The 20,124-nt window shown below is 61.4% G+C and carries 21 protein-coding genes and 1 pseudogene; 11 read left to right on the forward strand and 11 right to left on the reverse strand.

All coding sequences use genetic code 11. The annotated features are described in order from the left end of the window. Positions 1-5: 5 nt before the first annotated feature. On the reverse strand, positions 6-209 hold the full coding sequence (locus BFP90_RS20530; RefSeq protein ID WP_057725706.1) for a twin transmembrane helix small protein: 204 nt from the start codon (positions 207-209) through the stop codon (positions 6-8). A gap of 31 nt (positions 210-240) precedes the next feature. Between BFP90_RS20530 and BFP90_RS20535 the strand changes: the two genes are divergently transcribed. From BFP90_RS20535 to BFP90_RS20555, 5 genes are read left to right on the forward strand one after another with little or no spacing between them, the layout of a single operon-like run. Then, positions 241-1,005, forward strand: coding sequence for an SURF1 family protein (locus BFP90_RS20535; protein ID WP_065895273.1), 765 nt, complete (start codon positions 241-243; stop codon positions 1,003-1,005). Continuing rightward, positions 971-1,555 (forward strand): hypothetical protein, encoded by a 585-nt coding sequence (locus BFP90_RS20540; protein WP_065897874.1) that lies wholly within the window; start codon positions 971-973, stop codon positions 1,553-1,555. The genes BFP90_RS20535 and BFP90_RS20540 overlap by 35 nt, the downstream gene beginning before the upstream one ends. 10 nt (positions 1,556-1,565) lie before the next feature. Next, a complete protein-coding gene (locus tag BFP90_RS20545; RefSeq protein WP_065897852.1) occupies positions 1,566-2,645 on the forward strand; it encodes a COX15/CtaA family protein in 1,080 nt (359 codons plus the stop codon). Next, on the forward strand, positions 2,633-3,532 hold the full coding sequence (gene cyoE, locus BFP90_RS20550; protein WP_065897853.1) for a heme o synthase: 900 nt from the start codon (positions 2,633-2,635) through the stop codon (positions 3,530-3,532). Before BFP90_RS20545 ends, cyoE begins: the two co-directional genes overlap by 13 nt. After that, positions 3,529-4,164 carry an SCO family protein gene (locus BFP90_RS20555; protein WP_065897854.1) on the forward strand — a complete coding sequence of 212 codons (636 nt, stop codon included), beginning with the start codon at positions 3,529-3,531 and terminating at the stop codon, positions 4,162-4,164. The genes cyoE and BFP90_RS20555 overlap by 4 nt, the downstream gene beginning before the upstream one ends. Positions 4,165-4,325: 161 nt before the next feature. Here BFP90_RS20555 and BFP90_RS20560 read toward each other — a convergent pair whose 3' ends face one another. From BFP90_RS20560 to BFP90_RS20570, 3 genes are read right to left on the reverse strand one after another with little or no spacing between them, the layout of a single operon-like run. After that, a complete protein-coding gene (locus BFP90_RS20560) occupies positions 4,326-5,096 on the reverse strand; it encodes a MetQ/NlpA family ABC transporter substrate-binding protein (RefSeq protein WP_065886768.1) in 771 nt (256 codons plus the stop codon). 51 nt (positions 5,097-5,147) lie between these two features. Then, positions 5,148-5,822, reverse strand: coding sequence for a methionine ABC transporter permease (locus BFP90_RS20565; RefSeq protein ID WP_065897855.1), 675 nt, complete (start codon positions 5,820-5,822; stop codon positions 5,148-5,150). Next, entirely contained in the window at positions 5,822-6,829 is a 1,008-nt protein-coding gene (locus BFP90_RS20570) for a methionine ABC transporter ATP-binding protein (protein WP_065895278.1), read from the reverse strand. Before BFP90_RS20570 ends, BFP90_RS20565 begins: the two co-directional genes overlap by 1 nt. Positions 6,830-7,094: 265 nt before the next feature. Here BFP90_RS20570 and katE point away from each other — a divergent pair, with 265 nt between their 5' ends. Further along, a complete protein-coding gene (katE, locus tag BFP90_RS20575) occupies positions 7,095-9,236 on the forward strand; it encodes a catalase HPII (RefSeq protein ID WP_065897856.1) in 2,142 nt (713 codons plus the stop codon). A 109-nt stretch (positions 9,237-9,345) separates the two neighbouring features. On the opposite strand, the gene BFP90_RS20580 is transcribed toward katE, so the two are convergent. The 4 genes from BFP90_RS20580 to zur are packed head-to-tail and all read right to left on the reverse strand — an operon-like array spanning position 9,346 to position 12,145. Beyond that, a complete protein-coding gene (locus BFP90_RS20580; RefSeq protein WP_065895280.1) occupies positions 9,346-10,065 on the reverse strand; it encodes a PA5502 family lipoprotein in 720 nt (239 codons plus the stop codon). 37 nt (positions 10,066-10,102) lie between these two features. Then, on the reverse strand, positions 10,103-10,891 hold the full coding sequence (znuB, locus tag BFP90_RS20585) for a zinc ABC transporter permease subunit ZnuB (protein ID WP_065897857.1): 789 nt from the start codon (positions 10,889-10,891) through the stop codon (positions 10,103-10,105). After that, positions 10,884-11,663: a zinc ABC transporter ATP-binding protein ZnuC gene (gene znuC / locus BFP90_RS20590; protein ID WP_065895281.1), complete on the reverse strand. Its 780-nt coding sequence runs from the start codon at positions 11,661-11,663 to the stop codon at positions 10,884-10,886. The genes znuB and znuC overlap by 8 nt, the downstream gene beginning before the upstream one ends. Next, positions 11,663-12,145, reverse strand: coding sequence for a zinc uptake transcriptional repressor Zur (gene zur, locus BFP90_RS20595; protein WP_065895282.1), 483 nt, complete (start codon positions 12,143-12,145; stop codon positions 11,663-11,665). The genes znuC and zur overlap by 1 nt, the downstream gene beginning before the upstream one ends. A 58-nt stretch (positions 12,146-12,203) precedes the next feature. Here zur and BFP90_RS20600 point away from each other — a divergent pair, with 58 nt between their 5' ends. After that, positions 12,204-13,133 carry a zinc ABC transporter substrate-binding protein gene (locus BFP90_RS20600; protein ID WP_065895283.1) on the forward strand — a complete coding sequence of 310 codons (930 nt, stop codon included), beginning with the start codon at positions 12,204-12,206 and terminating at the stop codon, positions 13,131-13,133. A 143-nt stretch (positions 13,134-13,276) separates the two neighbouring features. Here BFP90_RS20600 and BFP90_RS20605 read toward each other — a convergent pair whose 3' ends face one another. Then, positions 13,277-14,230, reverse strand: a complete 954-nt coding sequence (locus tag BFP90_RS20605) for a homoserine kinase (RefSeq protein WP_065897858.1) — start codon at positions 14,228-14,230, stop codon at positions 13,277-13,279. Between the two features lie 56 nt (positions 14,231-14,286). Further along, complete coding sequence (locus BFP90_RS20610; RefSeq protein ID WP_017528747.1) at positions 14,287-14,577, reverse strand: DUF2782 domain-containing protein; 291 nt, start codon at positions 14,575-14,577, stop codon at positions 14,287-14,289. Between the two features lie 74 nt (positions 14,578-14,651). Here BFP90_RS20610 and polA point away from each other — a divergent pair, with 74 nt between their 5' ends. Beyond that, a complete protein-coding gene (polA, locus tag BFP90_RS20615; protein WP_065897859.1) occupies positions 14,652-17,447 on the forward strand; it encodes a DNA polymerase I in 2,796 nt (931 codons plus the stop codon). 269 nt (positions 17,448-17,716) lie between these two features. Here polA and yihA read toward each other — a convergent pair whose 3' ends face one another. Beyond that, on the reverse strand, positions 17,717-18,358 hold the full coding sequence (yihA, locus tag BFP90_RS20620) for a ribosome biogenesis GTP-binding protein YihA/YsxC (RefSeq protein ID WP_042943980.1): 642 nt from the start codon (positions 18,356-18,358) through the stop codon (positions 17,717-17,719). 211 nt (positions 18,359-18,569) lie between these two features. Here yihA and BFP90_RS29290 point away from each other — a divergent pair. From BFP90_RS29290 to dsbA, 3 genes and pseudogenes are all read left to right on the forward strand, one after another. Then, a pseudogene (locus BFP90_RS29290) lies at positions 18,570-18,671 on the forward strand (cytochrome); the annotation flags it as partial. 33 nt (positions 18,672-18,704) lie between these two features. Beyond that, positions 18,705-19,316, forward strand: coding sequence for a c-type cytochrome (locus tag BFP90_RS20625; RefSeq protein ID WP_065895286.1), 612 nt, complete (start codon positions 18,705-18,707; stop codon positions 19,314-19,316). Between the two features lie 168 nt (positions 19,317-19,484). Beyond that, a complete protein-coding gene (gene dsbA / locus BFP90_RS20630; RefSeq protein ID WP_065895287.1) occupies positions 19,485-20,120 on the forward strand; it encodes a thiol:disulfide interchange protein DsbA in 636 nt (211 codons plus the stop codon). Positions 20,121-20,124 lie beyond the last annotated feature (4 nt).

The following is a 20,124-nucleotide window of genomic DNA, read 5'->3' on the forward strand; positions in this document are numbered from 1 at the left end:
CCGTTCTACCACGGCGCATGCGAGACCAACTGGCCGCTGAAAAAGCCCCAGGCGATCAGCCCCACGGTGATTGCGGCCAACACCACACGTACGGTCAGGGCAGTGACGAGGCGGTTGGAACGACCCTCGTCCTTGACCAGGAAGAACAAGCCACTGAACAGGCTCGCAACGGTCGCGATCAGCATCAGGGCAATCAGTGCTTTGAGCATGGTCTGGCTCCGGGCCATACGGGGAGGGGCAATGAAATCCAGTATAGCCAGTGCCCGGCAGTGCTTCAGGCCCGGCATCGCACCGACGTTGGTGGTGCTGATGCTGCTGCCGTTGATGATTGGCCTGGGGTTCTGGCAGCTGTCGCGCGGTCAGGAAAAACAGCAGCTGGTCGACACCTACGCCGAGCGGCGTGCCGCCGAGCCTATTGGCAGCGAGCAGCTTGAGACGAGCGCCGATCCAGCCTTTCGCCGGGTGCATCTGCGTGGCAGCTTCGATGCCGACCACAGTGTGTTGCTCGACAACCGTATGCGCGACGGCAAGGCCGGTGTCGAGTTGCTGCAACCCTTTCATGATCAGGCCAGCGGCCTTTGGGTACTGCTCAATCGCGGCTGGCTGCCCTGGCCGGATCGCCGTACGCCACCGGCGTTCGCCACGCCGGGTCAACCGGTGAATCTGGTCGCCTGGGTGTACGTCGCTCCCGGCGAAACCTTCCAGTTGCAGGTTGATCCCGCGACGGTGCAATGGCCGCGCCTGCTGACCGCGTTGCATCCCGTCGCCCTGTGGGCCGAGTTGGGCCGCAATGGGTTCGCCTTTGAACTGCGCGCCGAAGCCGGCCCCGGTACGTACGACACCCACTGGCCTGTGGTCGCCATGGGGCCGGAAAAACACCTGGGGTATGCGGTGCAGTGGTTTGCCATGTCACTGGCGCTGCTGGCGCTTTACCTCTACCTCGGATGGCACAACGCAAAGGAGAAGCACCATGGGAGCCGTCATGAATCCACTCAACGTGTTTGAAGCGCCGGACCGGCGTAAGGGCCGCTGGCAGTTGATCCTGATCCTGCTGATGGTGGTGGGGCCGATGGTGCTGGCGACCTTTATGTACAAACTGCAATTCTGGGTGCCGGACAGCCGCAGTTATCACGGTGAACTGATCGGTAACGGTCAGACCCGCGCAGACATAGGCGTGCAGGCCGCTGAGGATCGCTGGCAGTTGCTGGTCACCGCGCCCGCCAGCTGCGCCGCCGAGTGCCAGCAACTCGTGTACCTGGCGCGCCAGCTGCAGATCGGCCTGGGTCGCGATGCGTCCCGCGCCAGCCACGCGCTGGCCAGTGCGCAGCCGGTCGGCACCGACTACGACACCCGGCTCAAGGCCGAATACCCGCAATTGCAGCGCTATTCACTGGACCTGTCGACCTTTAACCGCAACGCCGCCGCGCCTGGCGATGCGCAACTGTGGGTCATCGACCCCCACGGCAACCTGGTGCTGCGCTACGACGCCAAGGTCAACGGCAAGGACTTGCTCAACGACCTGCGCCTGCTGCTGAAACTGTCGAACATCGGATAAGGGCATCGTCATGGCCAAGCCTGGATTTCGCCTCGCGCTGTTTGCCACCTTGCTGGCGCTGATTGTCGTGTTGCTCGGTGCCTATACCCGCCTGACCCATGCCGGCCTTGGTTGCCCGGACTGGCCGGGGTGCTATGGCTTTATCGGCGTGCCGCAAAGCGCAGCCCAGCTGGCCCATGCCGAACTGCACTTTCCTGATACGCCAGTGGAGGCCGACAAGGGCTGGGCCGAGATGACCCATCGCTACTTTGCCGGCACCCTCGCCATCCTCATCGCGCTGTTGGCGGCGCGGGCCTGGAGCCACCGGCGTGACCCGGGCCAGCCGGTGAAATTGCCGCTGTTCGTGTTGATAGTGGTGTGCGCCCAGGCGGCGTTTGGCATGTGGACGGTGACGCTGAAACTGTGGCCGCAGGTGGTGACGGGCCACTTGCTGGGCGGCTTTGCCACCTTGAGCCTCCTGTTCCTGCTGAGCCTGCGTCTGTCCGGCGTGTTGCCCGCATTGATCGTACCCAGGCGCCTGCAATATTGGGCAACGGCGGGGCTGGTGCTGGTGATCGGGCAGATTGCCTTGGGCGGTTGGGTCAGCGCCAACTATGCGGCGGTGGCCTGTGTAGATTTGCCGACGTGTCACGGTCAATGGTGGCCGGCGGCGGACTTCGCCAATGGCTTTCACCTGACCCAGCATATCGGGCCCAATTACCTGGGCGGTCAGTTGGACAGCGATGCGCGCACGGCGATTCATCTTACCCATCGCGTGGGTGCGGTGCTGGTCACGCTGGTGCTGCTGGGCCTGGCCTGGCAGTTGCGCGCGGTGGGCATGACGCGCCTGGCCGGCTTGCTGTTGATCGCCCTGGCGGCGCAAATCAGCCTGGGCCTGAGCAATGTGGCGTTCGGCTTGCCGCTGCTGGTGGCGGTGGCGCACAACGCCGGGGGCGCAGCGCTCTTGCTGACCCTGGTGCTGGTCAATTATCACGCACGCACCAGCCTGGTTCGGGTGCGCTACCCACACCCAATCACCTGGCGGTTCATTGCGCGAAAACCGGCATCGGGCCTGATGACCCTTAAAGGAGAGTTGCCATGGCGTCCCTGACCGGCGCGCGTCACGGCCAGGCGGTCTGGCGTGACTATCTGGAGCTGACCAAGCCGAAAGTGGTGGTGCTGATGCTGATCACCTCGCTGGTGGGCATGTTCCTCGCCACCCGCGCCGGGGTGCCGTGGACGGTGCTGGTGTTCGGCAACCTGGGCATTGCCCTGTGTGCGGGCGCGGCGGCGGCGGTCAACCATGTGGTGGATCGGCGCATTGATGCGCTGATGGCGCGCACTCACAAACGGCCACTGGCCGAGGGGCGGGTCTCGGCCGTTGCGGCGCTGGTCTTTGCGTTGGTGCTGGCGGTGACGGGCCTGGCGCTGTTACTGGCGTTCACCAACCCTCTGGCGGCCTGGCTGACCCTGGCGTCGTTGCTGGGCTACGCGGTGATCTATACCGGGTTTCTCAAGCGCGCAACGCCGCAGAACATCGTCATCGGTGGCCTGGCCGGTGCCGCGCCGCCGTTGTTGGGCTGGGTCGCCGTGACCGGGCATGTCAGCGCCGAGCCGTTGCTGCTGGTGCTGATCATCTTCGCCTGGACGCCGCCGCACTTCTGGGCGCTGGCCATCCATCGCAAGGAGGAGTACGCCAAGGCCGACATCCCGATGCTGCCGGTCACCCACGGCGAGCATTACACCAAAGTGCATATCCTGCTCTACACCTTCGCCCTGCTGGCGGTGAGCCTGATGCCCTATGTGATCCATATGAGCGGGTTGTTGTACCTGGCCTGTGCGACGGTATTGGGCGGGCGCTTTCTGCAATGGGCCTGGGTGCTGTACCGTGGCAGCCAGCCGCACGCGGCGGTCAACACCTTCAAGTACTCTATCTGGTACCTGCTGTTGCTGTTTATCGCCCTGCTCGTAGACCACTACCTACTGTTGAACCTATGACTCGAACTCAAAAAACTGTCTTCATTCTGGTGGCCCTGGTGGCATTGATCATGGGCCTGACCGTCAACAAGGTGCTCTCGGGCAAAGGCCAGGGCGACCCGACCGCGCTGATCGACGCCGGCATTATCCTGCTGCCGCAAAGCCGCCAGCTGCCTGCGGTGAGCATGACCAACCAGGACGGCCAGCCGGTGCTGGTCAATGAGCTCAAAGGCAAGTGGAGCCTGCTGTTCTTCGGCTACACCTTCTGCCCGGACATCTGCCCCACCACCCTCGCCCAACTGCGCCAGATCAAGAGCGAACTGCCCAAAGAGGCGGTGGACAAGTTGCAAGTGATCCTGGTCAGCGTCGACCCGAACCGCGACACCCCGACCCAGCTCAAGCAGTACCTGGGCTACTTCGACCCGCAATTTCAGGGGTTGACCGGCACCAATGTGCAGGAGGTGCAGAAGGTCTCGAATGCCGTGAGCATTCCCTTCATTCCTGCGGACACCAGCAAGCCGAACTACACCGTCGACCACAGCGGCAACCTGGCGCTGATCGGCCCGGATGGCACCCAGCGCGGGTTCATCCGTGCGCCGTTGAACAACCAGAAGCTGGTGGCGCAGCTGCCGGGGTTGCTGCAGCGAAAATAACGCACAACACAATACAAATGTGGGAGGGGGCTTGCCACCGATAGCAGGGTGTCAGTCGATGAAGATGTTGACTGACCCGCCGCTATCGGGGGCAAGCCCCCTCCCACATTTTGATCTCCAGTGTGTTGGAGATCGTTCCTACGCTCTGCGTCCGCTTTGAATCAGAACGCCGGCTTGATCGCGCCTTTGTACTTCTCTTCGATAAATTGCTTCACTTCAGGCGTGTGCAGGGCTGCAACCAGCTTCTTCACGGCGTCCGAATCCTTGTTGTCTTCGCGGGTCACCAGGATGTTGACGTAAGGCGAGTCGCTGCCTTCGATCACCAGGGCGTCCTTGGACGGGTCCAGCTTGGCTTCCAGCGCGTAGTTGGTGTTGATCAGCGCCAGGTCGACCTGGGTCAGTACGCGCGGCAGGGTGGCGGCTTCCAGTTCGCGGAATTTCAGGTTTTTGGTGTTACCGGTGATGTCCTTGATGGTCGACAGGATGTTGGTCGGGTCCTTCAGGGTAATCAGGCCATTGTTGGCCAGCAGCAACAGGGCGCGGCCGCCGTTGGTGGCGTCGTTCGGGATCACCACGTTGGCGCCGTCAGGCAGGTCGGCCAGCTTCTTGTATTTGCTCGAGTACGCGCCCAGCGGTTCCAGGTGCACGCCGCCGACGCTCACCAGGTGAGTGCCCTTGGCCTTGTTGAACTCATCCAGGTACGGCTGGTGCTGGAAGAAGTTGGCGTCCAGGCGCTTTTCAGCCACCTGTACGTTCGGCTGTACATAGTCGGTGAAGACTTTGACCTGCAGGTCTACGCCTTCTTTGGCCAGCGCAGGTTTCACGAATTCGAGGATTTCCGCGTGCGGCACCGGCGATGCGGCGACCGTGATGGTCTCGGCATGGGCGGAAAACGCGGCAACGGCGGCGAAAGCAACCAGTAGTTTTTTCATCCAGCAAGCTCCTTGTTCGGGCATCTGCCGGCAGAAGGCCGGCAATGGCCGTTATTTTCGAGAAAAGTGCACCACCAGCCTGTCGCCGACGGTTTGCAGAATTTGCACCAGGATCAACAGCATTACCACGGTGACCACCATTACATCGGTCTGGAAGCGTTGGTAACCGAAGCGGATCGCCAGGTCGCCCAGGCCACCGGCACCGACTACCCCGGCCATCGCCGTGTAGGACACCAGTGTAATCGCCGTCACCGTAATCGCTGCAAAGATGCCGGGGCGGGCTTCGGGCAGCAGGGCGTTGGTGATGATCTGACGCGTCGTTGCGCCCATCGACTGAGTGGCCTCGATGATGCCGCGGTCGACTTCACGCAAGGCGGTTTCCACCAGTCGCGCAAAGAACGGTGTGGCGCCCACGACCAGCGGCGGAATCGCACCTGCCACACCCAGCGATGTCCCGGTGATCAACACCGTGAACGGAATCATGACGATCAGCAGGATAATGAACGGCAGCGAGCGCAGGATGTTCACGACCAGCGACAGCAGCGCATATAGGCCCTTCTGTTCGAACAGTTGGCGCGGGCTCGTCAGAAACAGCAGTACGCCCAACGGCAGGCCGAGCACGACCGTGAAGAGCAGCGAACCGAACAGCATGATCATGGTATCGCCAGTGGCGAGCCAGATTTCGGACCAGTCGATGTTGGCAAAGAAACTCAGGAAAACGTCCATTAGCGCAGCACCTCCATATGAACGTCGGCGGCGGTGAAGCGCGCAAACGCGGCGTCCATGTCACCGCCGGTGACGGCGAGGGTCAATTGCCCGTAGGGAATGTCTTTGATGCGGTCGATACGACCGGCGAGGATGCTGTAGTCCACCCCCGTTTCCCGGGCGACGGTACCCAGCAATGGCGCGTAGGTCGCGTCCCCCTGGAAGGTCAGGCGCACGATACGGCCCGGCACGTGGGCGAAGTCGTCGCGTTGCTCGCCTTCGTCGACCTGTTCAGCTTCCTGGACGAAGCGCTTGGTGGTCGGATGCTCTGGATGCAGGAACACGTCGGCCACCGAGCCTTGCTCGACGATCACGCCGGCGTCCATCACGGCCACCTGGTCGCAGACGCGGCGAATCACATCCATTTCATGGGTGATCAACACGATGGTCAGCTTGAGTTCGCGGTTGATCTCGGCCAACAGTTGCAGGACCGAGGCGGTGGTCTGCGGGTCGAGGGCGCTGGTGGCCTCGTCGCACAGCAGGATCTTGGGTTTGGTGGCCAGGGCGCGGGCGATGCCGACGCGCTGTTTCTGGCCGCCGGACAATTGCGCCGGGTACTTCCTGGCGTGGTCCGACAGGCCCACGCGGGCGAGCAGTTCAGCCACGCGCAGGTCGATGTCCTTGCGCGACAATTCGCCGGCCAATGTCAGCGGCAGCGCCACGTTGTCTGCAACGGTCTTGGACGCCAGCAGGTTGAAGTGCTGGAAGATCATCCCGACCTGCTGGCGAAAACGGCGCAGGCCGTTGGCATCCAGCGCGGTGACTTCTTCACCGTCAACCGTGATCTTCCCGCCACTGGGTTCTTCGAGGCGGTTAATCAGGCGCAGCAGGGTACTTTTTCCCGCACCCGAGTGGCCAATCAGGCCAAACACCTGGCCGTTTTCGACGCGCAGGCTGGTGGGGTGCAGGGCGGGAATATCCTTACCGGCGACGCGGTAGGTTTTATGGACGTTTTGAAACTCGATCACGTAGCGAACCTTGTGGGGCGCATGGAAAAGGGATCAGCGGTTAGCCGGGCGCGCATTTTAGCCTGTCCGTATAGCGTTTCTTAGCATTTATTTCGCATCCATCCAGCGATTTGGCAATAACGAGACCAAAGGTCATAAAAAAGGAACGGCTCAAAACCCTGTCAGTCACTACTTAAGCAATTCGATCTCCCGGGTGCCGTGTCCGGGGTTTCGCTCAAATGAGCCGGGGACCGCTCTGGCCACTTTGACTAAGGAGTTTTGACTGATGAGTACCAAGAAGCCAGCCACCCCGCCGAAGAGTGAACTCGCGGGCACTGATACCCTGGACCGAGGCAATACCAACGCCAAACTGCAGGCGCTGGAAGAATTCCGTTCCGATGCGACCGGTCAGGCCCTGCGCACCAACCAGGGCGTGAAGATCTCCGACAACCAGAACACCCTGAAGGTCGGCGCGCGTGGCCCGTCGCTGCTGGAAGACTTCATCATGCGTGAAAAGATCACGCACTTTGACCATGAGCGTATTCCGGAGCGCATCGTGCATGCCCGTGGTACTGGCGCCCATGGCTATTTCCAGAGCTACGGCGACCATTCGGCGCTGACCAAGGCCGGTTTCCTACGGACTCCAGAGCATAAAACCCCGGTGTTCGCGCGTTTTTCCACAGTGCAGGGCCCGCGCGGTTCCGGTGACACCGTGCGTGACGTACGCGGTTTCGCCGTGAAGTTTTTCACCGAGGAAGGCAACTTCGACCTGGTGGGCAACAACATGCCGGTGTTCTTCATTCAGGATGCGATCAAGTTTCCTGACTTCGTGCATGCCGTTAAGCCCGAACCGCACAACGAGATTCCTACCGGCGGGTCGGCGCACGATACCTTCTGGGATTTTGTCTCGCTGGTGCCCGAGTCGGCGCATATGGTGGTGTGGGCAATGTCTGACCGCGCCATTCCAAAAAGCCTGCGTGCCATGCAGGGCTTTGGCGTGCATACCTTCCGTTTGATCAACACCGAAGGCAAGTCGAGCTTTGTGAAGTTTCACTGGCGGCCAAAAGTCGGCACTTGCTCGCTGGTATGGGACGAAGCGCAAAAGCTGGCCGGTAAAGACACCGACTACCACCGTCGCGACCTGTGGGAATCGATCGAAAGCGGCGACTACCCCGAGTGGGAACTGGGTGTTCAGATCGTTGCAGAAGAAGACGAGCATAAGTTCGACTTCGACCTGCTCGACCCGACCAAGATCATCCCGGAGGAACTGGTACCGATCACGCCGCTGGGCAAGATGGTGCTCAACCGTAACCCGGACAACTTCTTTGCCGAGGTCGAGCAGGTTGCGTTCTGCCCGGGCCATATCGTGCCGGGTATCGACTTCACCAACGACCCACTGCTGCAAGGTCGTCTGTTTTCCTACACGGACACCCAGATCAGTCGTCTCGGCGGCCCGAATTTCCATGAGATCCCGATCAACCGCCCAGTGGCGCCGTTCCATAACGGCCAGCGCGACGCTCAGCATCGCACCGTGATCGATAAAGGGCGTGCGGCTTATGAGCCCAACTCCATCGATGGGGGCTGGCCGAAGGAAACACCTGCCGGTCCTACGGATGGTGGCTTCGAGACTTACTACGAGCGCGTGGATGCCAACAAAGTGCGCGAGCGCAGCGAATCGTTCGGCGACCACTTCTCCCAGGCCACGCTGTTCTTCAACAGCATGAGCCATCACGAGAAAGAGCACATCATCGCCGCCTACAGCTTCGAGTTGGGCAAGGTCGAGCGCGAGCATATTCGTGCCCGCCAGGTGAATGATATTCTGGCCAACATCGACCTGGAACTGGCCAAGCGCGTTGCGCAGAACCTGGGCTTGCCGGCGCCGACCAAAGGCACGGTGCCTGTGCGTGAGACCTCGTTGAAGGAATCGCCGGCCTTGAGCCAGGTGAACTTGCTGTCGGGCGATATCAAGACGCGCAAAGTGGCAATTCTGGCGGCGAACGGCGTGGACGGTGCGGCGATTGCTGCACTCAAGGCAGCCCTGGAGGCTGAAGGTGCGCATGCCAAGCTGCTCGGGCCGACGTCGGCGCCTGTGACCACGGCCGATGGCAAGTCGCTGCCGGTGGATGCGTCGATGGAAGGCATGCCGTCCATTGCGTTTGACGCGGTGTTTATCCCGGGCGGCAAGGAGTCGGTCAAGGCCCTGAGCGGCGACGGCGTGGCATTGCATTACGTGCTGGAAGCGTACAAGCACCTGAAGGCCATTGCGGTCGCCAGCGACGTGAAGCCATTGCTCGACCTGTTGAAGCTGGAAGCGGATGCGGGGTTGATCGTGGGGGCGGATGCCAAGGCGTTCAAGGCGTTCTTTGCCGCGATTGCTCAGCATCGGGTATGGGAGCGGGAGCCGAAGGCTAAGGCTATTCCGGCTTAATTTGTTGGTTGTTTGTTAGATCGTCATCGGGGGCAAGTCGAATCGTCGCACCGCCCCTCCCACATTTGAACTGAATTCCAATGTGGGAGGGGGCTTGCCCCCGATGCTTTTAGTCCGCCTTACGCGGAATCAGCACAACCTGCGCCGGAATGTGCTTCAGAATCTGCCGGTGAATCTTCAGGTCATACCCCGAATCAATTCGCTTCACCCGTTTGGTCAGCAATGTGGCCAGCCACGGGTAATCCTCGGTGCGTGGCACCTGGATGCTGACGTCGCACTGGTAATTCACCACGTCGGTGGCGATGGCATCCAGCTGATGGCGCATGGCTTCGACATCCGCCAAATTCAACGCCACGGTGGTGCTCGGCGCCGCCGGGTCGATGACCTTGGCGGCGGGCTTGGCTTCGGCCGCTTTCAGGGCGGCCTCGGCCTGATCCAGCTCGGCTTTGCGCGCATGACTGATGGCGCTGTTGACGCCGCCGGTCAGGGCCGGGGCCTTGGGCATCAGCGCGCGGGCACGGCTTAGCGCCGTGGCGGCGGCGTTGACGTCACCCTTTTGCAGCACGATCTGGCTGCGCTGCAAGTAGGCTTCGGCCAGCTGGCGCTGGTAAGCCTCGAGCGCCGGGTCATTGGGCGATTGGGCCTGCAAGGTGGCGAGCTGGTCTTCGGCCGTGGCCAATTCGCTGCTGGCCAGGTTTTGCTCCAGCTGCGCGATGGCCGCAGCGCGCGGGTCCGGCGCTTCGGGGGCGGCGGGCGGTGTGCTTTGACAGGCGCCCAGCAGCAGGGAAAATGCGGCAAGGAGCAGATAACGGAAAGTGAACGGCTTCATTCCTGCGACTCTCTATTTGCGCAAAAAGCGAGCAAGTCTACACCCCTCGACGGGGCAGGACAAAACTCAGCAGAAACAGGGCGGCCGCCGACACCACAATCGACGGCCCGGCCGGCGTGTCTTTGAACCATGACAAGGCCAGGCCCCCACACACTGCCAGCATGCCCAGCAGACTGGCGCCGATGGCCATTTGCTCCGGCGAACGGGCATGGCGCTGAGCGGCGGCGGCTGGAATGATCAGCAGCGAGGTGATCAACAATACGCCGACAATCTTCATCGCGACAGCGATCACCACCGCGATCAACAGCATCAGCGCCAGGCGCAGGGCCGGCACGGGCAAACCTTCGACCGTTGCAAGCTCCTCATGCACGGTGATTGCCAACAGCGGGCGCCACAGGCTCACCAGTACCGCCAGCACCGCCGCGCTGCCACCGAGGATCCACGCAAGATCGGTAGGGCTGATCGCCAGCAGATCGCCAAACAGGTAGGCCATCAGGTCGATGCGCACTTCATGCATGAAGCTCAGTACCACCAGTCCCAGGGACAGGGTGCTCGGCGCCAGGATGCCCAGCAGCGTGTCGGACGCCAGCGGCTGGCGCTGCTGCAGCGTCACCAGTAACACCGCCAGCAGCAGGCAGCCGACGGTTACGGCGATGGTCGGGCTCACGTCGAGCAGGAAGCCCATGGCCACGCCAAGCAGTGCGGCATGGGACAAGGTGTCGCCAAAGTACGCCATGCGCCGCCAGACCACGAACGAGCCCAGCGGGCCCGCCACCAACGCCAGAGCCAAGCCTGCCAGCAGGGCGTAGAGCAGAAAATCAGCCATGCTTGCAGCTATCTCCATGAACGTGGGGGGTAGAAGTGTCATCGACAACGGCGCCATGCAGATCGTGGGCGTGGTCGTGATGGTGGTGATAGATCGCCAGACTTTGCGCGTTCTTACCGAACAGCTCGACGAACGCCGGGTCGCCGCTGACCTGTTCCGGGTGGCCGGAGCAGCACACGTGACGGTTGAGGCAGACCACTTGATCGGTGGTGCTCATCACCAGGTGCAAGTCGTGGGAGACCATCAGCACGCCGCAGCCATGGCGATCGCGCAAACGGGTAATCAGGCTGTACAGCTCGGCCTGGCCGGCGACGTCGACGCCTTGCACCGGCTCATCGAGCACCAGCAACTCCGGCTCGCGCAGCAGGGCGCGGGCCAGCAGCACGCGCTGCATTTCACCGCCGGAGATGCTCTGCACCGGGCTGTCGATCACCTGTTCGGCGCCGACTTCCTTGAGCGCCGCCTGGGCGCGGGCGCGGTCTACACCGGGCACCAGGCGCAGAAAGCGCAATACCGACAGCGGCAACGTGGGGTCCACGTGCAGCTTCTGCGGCATATAGCCCACGCGCAGCCGGGGCTTGCGCCATACGCTGCCGCGGTCGGGCTTGAGCAGGCCGAGCACGGCGCGCACCAGGGTGGTCTTGCCGGCGCCATTGGGGCCGATCAGGGTCACGATCTGCCCCGGCTCCACGCTCAGCGCAATGTTGTCCAGCACGTGTTGCCCGGCGAACGTGACCCCGACCTGCTCCAGGCGGATTAACGGGTTGCTCATCAAGCCCCCTGACAGCCCGAGCACAGGCCGACCACTTCGACCGTTTGCCCTTCGACGCTGAAGCCGACTCCGGCGGCGCTTTTGACGATGGCATCACTGATGCTTTTCTGTTCAAGCTCGATGGCGGCGTGGCACTCGCGGCAAATCAGGAACTGGCCCTGGTGCGCGTGCTCCGGGTGGTTGCAGCCGACAAATGCGTTGAGCGAGGCGATGCGGTGCACCAGACCGTTTTCCAGCAGGAAATCCAGCGCGCGGTAAACCGTAGGTGGCGCGGCGCGGCGGCCGTCCTGTTCGCTCAGCACGCCAAGGATGTCGTACGCGCCCAGCGGCTTGTGGCTTTGCCACACCAGCTCCAGCACGCGTCGACGCAGCGCGGTCAGGCGCAAGCCCTTCTGCGCGCATAGGGTGTCGGCCTCCGACAATGCGGTGTGAACGCAGTGAGAGTGGTCATGGGGACGGCTGGCAAGCGGTGTTATAGGCATGAGCGGCGACAGATATTTGATAGAGACGTTATTATGTTACCTGTTCCTATGCCATTGAGTGGTCATCGTGTCCCGACTTTTTCCCGTTTTTGTCGTATTTGTCACCAGTTTGTTCGTGGCTGGCGCCGCTCAGGCCGACGTCAAGGTGCTGACCAGCATCAAGCCGCTGCAACTGATCGCCGCGGCTGTGCAGGACGGAGTGGCCGTTCCGGAGGTGTTGTTGCCGCCGGGTGCGTCGCCGCATAACTTCGCCTTGCGTCCATCCGACGTACGGCGCGTGCAGTCGGTCGACCTGCTGTACTGGATCGGGCCTGACATGGAAACTTTTCTGCCGCGCGTGCTGAAAGGCCGTACCGCGGCGACGGTCGCCGTGCAGGACCTGCCAGGCATGAAACTGCGCCGTTTCGGCGAAGATAGCCACTCCCATGCCGACGAAGCCGACGAGCATGATCACGATCATCGTCCCGGCAGCGTTGATGCGCATTTGTGGTTGTCGACGGTGAACGCGCGTGTCATCGCGGCGCGCATGGCGGCTGACCTCAGTGCGGCCGACCCGGCCAACGCCGAGCGTTACCAGAGCAACGCCAAAGCCTTTGCGGGTCGCCTGGATGCTTTGGATATACGCTTGAAGAAGCGTCTGGCAGGTGTTGAAGGCAAGCCTTACTTTGTGTTTCACGAGGCCTTTGATTACTTCGAAGACGCTTACGGCTTGAAGCACACCGGCGTGTTCAGCGTAGCCGCCGAAGTGCAGCCCGGCGCCCAGCATGTGGCGGCGATGCGTACGCGGCTGCAGGAAGTGGGCAAGACGTGCGTGTTCAGCGAGCCGCCGCTGCGGCCGCGATTGGCCGAAACATTGGTTGCCGGGTTGCCGGTTAAATTGGCAGAGCTGGATGCGCTGGGCGGCTACACCCCGGCCACTGCGCAGGGGTATGAGCAGGTGCTGGAGAAATTGGGCAACGACCTGGCTGGATGCCTGGAGTCACTCTAAATGTGGGGCAAGCGTTAAGGCTTGTTGTAGGAGCGAGCTTGCTCGCGAAAAACTCACAGGCGCCGCGTTCATTCAGAAAGCACGCGTTATCGTTGACGTTTTTCGCGAGCGAGCTCGCTCCTACATTTGGAGCGAGCAGGTCTTTAGAGCGCGAACGGCAGATGCACAGCCACCTGTTGGCGCTGCAGCAGGCGATGCTCGAATTCGGCAGGGTCGTGAATAAGCACATCCTGCCCGGCAAACGACTCGGCTGCGATCAGCCGCGACAGCCAGAACCGCACGCACGCCACACGCAACATGGTCGGCCATAGCTCGGCTTCCTTGGCGGTAAACGGCCGCAACCCCGCATAAGCACCCAGCAGCGCACGGGCGCGCGGCCCATCAATCACGCCGTCGGCGTTCGAACACCAGTCATTCAAGGCGATGGCGACGTCATACAGCATCGGCCCGGAGCAGGCGTTGTAGAAGTCGATCAGGCCGGTCAGGTGCGTGCCTTCGAACATCGCGTTGTCGCGGAACAGGTCGGCATGAACGTTGGCGCGTGGCAGGGCGAGAATCTGCGCCTTGTGGGCTTCTATCTCGTTCAACGCGTCCTGCAACAGGCGCTGTTGTGCGTCGTTCAGATGGGAAATCAATTGCGCGCCTTCACTGAGCATCCACTCCAGCCCGCGATCGGTCTTGCGCTCCAGGACCTTGGCGCCCTGGGTCGCCAGGTGCAGGTGGCCGAGCAGGTCGCCGACCTGGGCGCAATGCTGGGCGTTGGCGTGCGTGATGTGCTTGCCGGCCAGGCGCGGTTGCAGCAAGGCGGGTTTGCCCTTGAGTTCGCGCAAAGCGATACCGTCGGTGGTACGCAGGGCGTAGGGCACCGGCAGGTCGGCGTCGTGGAGCACGTCGAGCAGTTCGATAAAAAATGGCATTTCTGCCACGGGGCCGCGCTCGACCAGGGTCAGGACGAACTCGCCCTGCTCCAGGCTGATAAAGAAATTGGTGTTTTCGCTACCGGCGGCAATCCCCTGGAAATCAAGCAGGCGGCCGAGCCCATAAGGGGCAAGAAAGGTTTCCAGCTCGGACCGAGCCAGGGGGGTGAACACAGACATGGTTAAAACTGCCGTTACGGGCACCGCTCAGGGCGGCGCCGGTTGAAATTAGGGAATCATTTCCATTCGAAGATCTTCCATGACGGGATCAGCATATCCGGCTGGTCAGAACGGATGAAGTTCGCGTCGGTTCCATCCGCGCGTACCAGGAAATACGGTGGAGCGCCTTTTGGCGTTACCTTGATGGCATACAGGAAGCCGTTTTGACGGTACTCCTGGATGGTCTTGTCGCCTTCCGTGCGAATGGTCACTTCCGGATCGCCCGATGGCGCATCGTCTGCCGCCATGGCAGCCATCGGAGCGAGTGCAATCAAGCCAGTCAACAGCAGGCGATTGAATGTACGCATGATAACCTTGTCCCTTTGTTTTCATTGGTCCGGCTATTCTAGCGCCTGACCCGCCGAAAAGGTTGATCCTGCTCATGAGCCAAGCGCCCCTCGTCCTGGTGGACGGTTCTTCTTATCTGTACCGCGCCTTCCACGCGCTGCCACCGTTGACCACCTCCAAAGGCCTGCCGACCGGTGCGGTCAAGGGCGTGTTGAACATGCTCAAGAGCCTGCGCAAGCAATACCCGGACAGCCCGTTCGCCGTGGTATTCGACGCCAAGGGCGGGACCTTTCGCGATGAAATGTTCGCCGACTACAAGGCCAATCGCCCGAGCATGCCCGATGACATGCGCCTGCAGATCGAACCCCTGCACCAGAGCGTGATCGCCCTGGGCTTCCCGTTGCTGTGCGTCGAAGGCGTCGAGGCCGATGACGTGATCGGCACCCTGGCCCGCAGCAGCGCCGCCGCTGACCGCCCGGTGGTGATCTCCACCGGCGACAAGGACATGGCGCAACTGGTGGACGGGCACATTACCTTGGTCAATACCATGACCGGTAGTTCGATGGACATCGAGGGCGTAAAGGAGAAATTCGGCGTCGCTCCGGAGCAGATCATCGATTATCTGGCGTTGATGGGCGATTCCTCCGACAACATCCCTGGGGTTCCCGGCATTGGTCCGAAGACCGCCTCCGGTCTGCTGGTGGGGGTCAATGGCGGTCTCAAAGAGCTGTATGAGCAGTTGGACATTGTGCCGACCCTGCCGATTCGTGGCGCCAAGACGCTGCCGGCCAAGCTGGAAGAGCACAAGGAGATGGCATTCCTGTCCTATCGACTGGCGACGATCAAAATCGACGTGCCCCTGGACATCGGCCTGGACGACTTGCACCTGATCGAGCCGGATCGCGAAAAGTTGCTGGAGCTGTACACGCTGCTCGAGTTCAAGAGCTGGTACGACGAGATCCAGCGCGATAGCAAGCGTGTCGAACTCAAGGCGACCAACGAAGTTGCACCTGCCGCCGAGCTGCCTGCCGAGGCGGTTCTCGCGGTGCCGGTGGAGACGGCGTACACCACCATTCTTGACCAGGCCACGTTTGATCTGTGGCTGAAGAAACTCAACGACGCGACGTTGTTTGCCTTCGATACCGAGACCACCGGGATCGACGCCCAACAGGCCCAATTGGTTGGGCTGTCGTTTGCGGTGCAGGCCCACGAAGCCGCCTATATCCCGCTGACGCATGCCTACACGGGTGCGCCGGAGCAATTGGACCGTGACACCGTACTGCTGGCCTTGAAGCCCTTGCTGGAAGATCCGGCCAAGCTCAAGGTCGGCCAGCACGCCAAGTTCGACATGAACATCCTGGCCAACTGCGCCATCGGTGGCGACCCGGCGCAGGGCATCACCGTGCGCGGCATCGCCTTCGATACCATGCTCGAATCCTACGTGCTGAACTCCACCGCGACCCGCCATGACATGGACAGTCTGGCGAAGAAGTACCTTGACCACGCCACCGTCAGCTTCCAGGACATCGCCGGCAGGGGCGCCAAGCAGCTGACCTTCGACCAGATCGCTCTGGAGCAAGCCGGCCCTTACGCGGCCGAAGATGCCGACGTGACCTTGCGCCTGCATCAGGCACTGCACGCGAAGTTGACCGCGATCCCGAGCCTGGCCAGTGTGCTGACGGATATCGAAATACCGCTGGTGCCGGTGCTGGCGCGTATCGAGCGCCAGGGTGCCTTGGTGGACAAGGATCTGCTGGGCATCCAGAGCATCGAGCTGGGCAACAAGATGATCGAGCTGGAGCGCCAGGCCTTCGAAATCGCCGGCGAGACATTCAACCTGGGCTCGCCCAAGCAGCTCGGGGCGATCCTCTACGAGAAGCTCGGCATGCCCGTGTTGAAAAAAACCGGCAAGGGCCAGGCATCCACCGCTGAAGAAGTGCTGGCCAAACTGGCGGAGGATGATTTTCCATTGCCCAAGGTACTCATGCAGTACCGCAGCATGAGCAAGCTAAAAAGCACCTACACCGACCGCCTGCCGGAACAGATCAACCCGCGTACCGGGCGTATTCATACGTCCTACCACCAGGCGGTGGCGGCGACCGGGCGTCTGTCCTCCAGCGATCCGAACCTGCAGAACATCCCGGTGCGCACCGCCGAGGGGCGACGCATTCGCCAGGCGTTTATCGCGCCCAAGGGTTACAAGCTGCTGGCGGCGGACTACTCGCAGATCGAACTGCGGATCATGGCGCACCTGTCCAAGGACGAAGGGTTGATGAATGCCTTTCGCAACGATCTGGACGTGCACACCGCCACGGCTGCCGAGGTGTTCAAGGTTGAATTGAGCGAAGTCACCTCCAACCAGCGCCGCAGCGCCAAGGCGATCAACTTCGGCCTGATCTATGGCATGGGCGCCCAGAAGCTGGGCAAGGACATTGGCGTCGACACCAAGACCGCCAAGGCCTATATCGATGTGTACTTCGCCCGCTACCCCGGTGTGCGCGAGTACATGGAGCGCACCCGTGCCCAGGCGGCGGACCAGGGCTACGTGGAAACCTTCTTCGGGCGGCGCCTGTACTTGCCGGACATCAACTCCAACAAGCCCCAGGAGCGCGCGGCGGCAGAACGCACCGCGATCAACGCGCCGATGCAGGGCACGGCAGCGGACATCATCAAGAAAGCCATGGTGAAGGTGGACAACTGGCTGACTGAGTCAGGCCTGGACGCCAAGGTTATCCTTCAGGTGCACGACGAACTGGTAATGGAGGTCCGTGAGGATCTGGTCGCCGAGGTCAGCGAAAGAATTCGCGAGCACATGAGCGCTGCCGCTCAGTTGGACGTGCCCCTGGTGGTGGACGTGGGCGTGGGCGATAACTGGGACGAGGCGCATTGATTCTGCGGTTTCGCCGTCACACCCGGTGATGGCGAAACGCTTTAGATCGGAAGCTACCGTCAGTTATTTCCAAGTGTTTTTTGAACCTGCCGGAACTTAACCTGTGAACTGCCACTCAGAGTTACTGAATGGGTGGTGAAGCCCTTCAATGCTCCTATGTTGTGTTAAGTGTTGGCAGATATCCGGACCCCGCCCTAGCGGTTCGGAACTTGGACCCCGAACTTCCCCTCCCCATACGAAGTCCGGGGTTTTTTTTGCCTGTAGAAAAGTTATTCGGCGATTTCCGCGCCCTTGTCCGCCAATTCCATCCAGCCGGCCAGTACGGTGTAGGCGTCTTCCAGGCCCATGCGCTTTGGCGCGGAGAACAATTGGATGGTGATGGCATCGCCCCAACCCTTGCGGATTTCGGACTGCACTTTGAGCAGGGTGTTCTTGGCCGCGCCGTAGGTCAGCTTGTCGGCCTTGGTCAGCAGGATATGCATCGGCATGCCGCTGGCGACCGCCCAATCGAGCATCAACAGGTCGAAATCGGTCATTGGATGACGGATGTCCATCATCAGGATCAGACCTTTCAAACTCTCCCGACCACCCAGGTAAGCCTCCAGGTGACGCTGCCAGTGCAGCTTCAACGGGATAGGGACTTTTGCATAACCGTAGCCCGGCAGGTCGACCAGACGCCGATCATCGTCTAGCTTGAAGAAATTGAGTAACTGCGTGCGACCCGGGGTTTTCGAGGTGCGTGCCAGGCTGGCATGGGTGAGCGTGTTCAGGGCGCTGGACTTGCCAGCGTTGGAACGGCCGGCAAAGGCGACTTCAAAGCCTTCGTCATCGGGGCATTGGTCCACTTTGGCGGCGCTGAGCATGAAGGTGGACTGTTGGCACAGGCCGAGGATGGGATTCTTGAGTTGCATGAGATTTCCGATGTGGGCGGTGCCGAAAAAGGGTGCGGCAAGCGGTGTCGTTTCCGTTTCAGTAGCGCCAGTATATAATGCCGCAGATTTTGTGTGTGCTTTGTCCCAGCGAAGGATGACGTTCACGGGAGCGAAAAGACCTTTATTGCGCATTAGAACGCAAAACGCTCTCAAACCCTGAATTGATCGCCACATGATCAAGTGATTGCCCCAGGGTTTCAAGGCAATGCCGCCGCGTGGTTTGTGCATGGACTGCAGTACCGAGGATTACCAGGCCATCAATGAGTTGATGGTGAGTAAACCCGGTAGATAACTCTTAAACCCTTAGCCGTAGTTGGATTAGCTGATGAACAAACTGATCGTGAGTCTGCTGTTGACCTTGGGCATCACCGGTGTTGCCCATGCCGCAGGCGACGCTACCGCGGGGCAGGCGAAAGCCGCCGTGTGTGGTGCTTGCCATGGACCGGACGGTAACAGCCCGGCGCCGAACTTCCCCAAATTGGCCGGCCAGGGTGAACGTTACCTGGCCAAGCAGATGCGCGAAATCAAGGATGGCAAGCGCGTGGTGCTGGAAATGACCGGCTTGCTGGCCAACTCCAGCGATCAGGACATCGCTGACATCGCGGCGTATTTTGCCAGCCAGAAAGGCAGTGTGGGAGCTGCTGATCCGAAACTGGTCGCCCGCGGCGAGAAACTGTTCCGTGGCGGCGACCTGGACAAGGGCCTGCCCGCCTGTACCGGCTGCCATTCGCCAAATGGCGCAGGCAACGCCGCCGCCGGCTTCCCGCACTTGAGCGGCCAGCACGCTGCCTACATCGCCAAACAGCTGACCGACTTCCGCAAGGAAGACGCCGGCCGGGCCAATGATGGCGACGCAATGACCATGCGCACCATCGCCCGCAAACTGAGCGATGAAGACATTGCTGCAATCTCCAGTTACATCCAGGGCCTGCACTGACAGACGGCAACGTTAACGCTCGATTAATCCGTCGATGCAAGCATAAAAAGGGTGGCCACGGCCGCCCTTTTTTGTGGCCGCTGCCGTTACACTAACGAACTCATGTCCGCGTAGACCTGTCACACATAAAGGTCGCGTGAGGCGACTTTATTTGTCCAGGAGTAAAGCATGCGTAAACTGATCCTCAGCGCCGCTCTCGTCACTGCCAGTCTCTTCGGCATGACCGCACAAGCTGCCGACGTGCCGCTTGAAGCCGGTAAAACCTACGTTGAACTGACTAACCCGGTCCCGGTTTCGGTGCCCGGCAAAATCGAGGTGGTGGAGCTGTTCTGGTATGGCTGCCCGCATTGCTACGCCTTTGAACCGACCATCAACCCTTGGGCCGAGAAGCTGCCCAAGGACGTGAACTTCAAACGCATTCCGGCCATGTTCGGTGGCCCATGGGATGCCCACGGCCAGCTGTTCCTGACCCTGGAAGCCATGGGTGTGGAGCATAAGGTCCACAACGCGGTATTTAACGCGATCCAGAAAGAAGGCAAGCGCCTGACCAAGCCGGAAGAAATGGCTGACTTCGTGGCCACCCAAGGTGTCGATAAAGACAAGTTCCTGGCCACCTTCAATTCCTTTGCCATCCAGGGCCAGATCAAGCAGGCCAAGGAACTCGCGCAGAAGTATGGCGTGCAAGGCGTACCGACCCTGATCGTCAACGGCAAGTACCGTTTTGACCTTGGCACTGCCGGTGGTCCTGAAGCGGTCCTCAATGTCGCCGACCAGCTGATCGCCAAAGAGCGCGCAGCCAAGTAAGGGG

The sequence above is a fragment of the Pseudomonas sp. 24 E 13 genome (assembly GCF_900004715.1).
Classification (GTDB): domain Bacteria; phylum Pseudomonadota; class Gammaproteobacteria; order Pseudomonadales; family Pseudomonadaceae; genus Aquipseudomonas; species Aquipseudomonas orientalis_A.

What these genes read in the sequence shown, in the direction of transcription:
- BFP90_RS20530 (WP_057725706.1), bottom strand. Translation starts at nt 209, where the DNA reads ATGCTCAAAGCACTGATTGCCCTGATGCTGATCGCGACCGTTGCGAGC.
- BFP90_RS20535 (WP_065895273.1), top strand. Translation starts at nt 241, where the DNA reads ATGAAATCCAGTATAGCCAGTGCCCGGCAGTGCTTCAGGCCCGGCATC.
- BFP90_RS20540 (WP_065897874.1), top strand. Translation starts at nt 971, where the DNA reads ATGGGAGCCGTCATGAATCCACTCAACGTGTTTGAAGCGCCGGACCGG.
- BFP90_RS20545 (WP_065897852.1), top strand. Translation starts at nt 1,566, where the DNA reads ATGGCCAAGCCTGGATTTCGCCTCGCGCTGTTTGCCACCTTGCTGGCG.
- cyoE (WP_065897853.1), top strand. Translation starts at nt 2,633, where the DNA reads ATGGCGTCCCTGACCGGCGCGCGTCACGGCCAGGCGGTCTGGCGTGAC.
- BFP90_RS20555 (WP_065897854.1), top strand. Translation starts at nt 3,529, where the DNA reads ATGACTCGAACTCAAAAAACTGTCTTCATTCTGGTGGCCCTGGTGGCA.
- BFP90_RS20560 (WP_065886768.1), bottom strand. Translation starts at nt 5,096, where the DNA reads ATGAAAAAACTACTGGTTGCTTTCGCCGCCGTTGCCGCGTTTTCCGCC.
- BFP90_RS20565 (WP_065897855.1), bottom strand. Translation starts at nt 5,822, where the DNA reads ATGGACGTTTTCCTGAGTTTCTTTGCCAACATCGACTGGTCCGAAATC.
- katE (WP_065897856.1), top strand. Translation starts at nt 7,095, where the DNA reads ATGAGTACCAAGAAGCCAGCCACCCCGCCGAAGAGTGAACTCGCGGGC.
- BFP90_RS20580 (WP_065895280.1), bottom strand. Translation starts at nt 10,065, where the DNA reads ATGAAGCCGTTCACTTTCCGTTATCTGCTCCTTGCCGCATTTTCCCTG.
- znuB (WP_065897857.1), bottom strand. Translation starts at nt 10,891, where the DNA reads ATGGCTGATTTTCTGCTCTACGCCCTGCTGGCAGGCTTGGCTCTGGCG.
- znuC (WP_065895281.1), bottom strand. Translation starts at nt 11,663, where the DNA reads ATGAGCAACCCGTTAATCCGCCTGGAGCAGGTCGGGGTCACGTTCGCC.
- zur (WP_065895282.1), bottom strand. Translation starts at nt 12,145, where the DNA reads ATGCCTATAACACCGCTTGCCAGCCGTCCCCATGACCACTCTCACTGC.
- BFP90_RS20605 (WP_065897858.1), bottom strand. Translation starts at nt 14,230, where the DNA reads ATGTCTGTGTTCACCCCCCTGGCTCGGTCCGAGCTGGAAACCTTTCTT.
- BFP90_RS20610 (WP_017528747.1), bottom strand. Translation starts at nt 14,577, where the DNA reads ATGCGTACATTCAATCGCCTGCTGTTGACTGGCTTGATTGCACTCGCT.
- polA (WP_065897859.1), top strand. Translation starts at nt 14,652, where the DNA reads ATGAGCCAAGCGCCCCTCGTCCTGGTGGACGGTTCTTCTTATCTGTAC.
- yihA (WP_042943980.1), bottom strand. Translation starts at nt 18,358, where the DNA reads ATGCAACTCAAGAATCCCATCCTCGGCCTGTGCCAACAGTCCACCTTC.
- BFP90_RS20625 (WP_065895286.1), top strand. Translation starts at nt 18,705, where the DNA reads ATGAACAAACTGATCGTGAGTCTGCTGTTGACCTTGGGCATCACCGGT.
- dsbA (WP_065895287.1), top strand. Translation starts at nt 19,485, where the DNA reads ATGCGTAAACTGATCCTCAGCGCCGCTCTCGTCACTGCCAGTCTCTTC.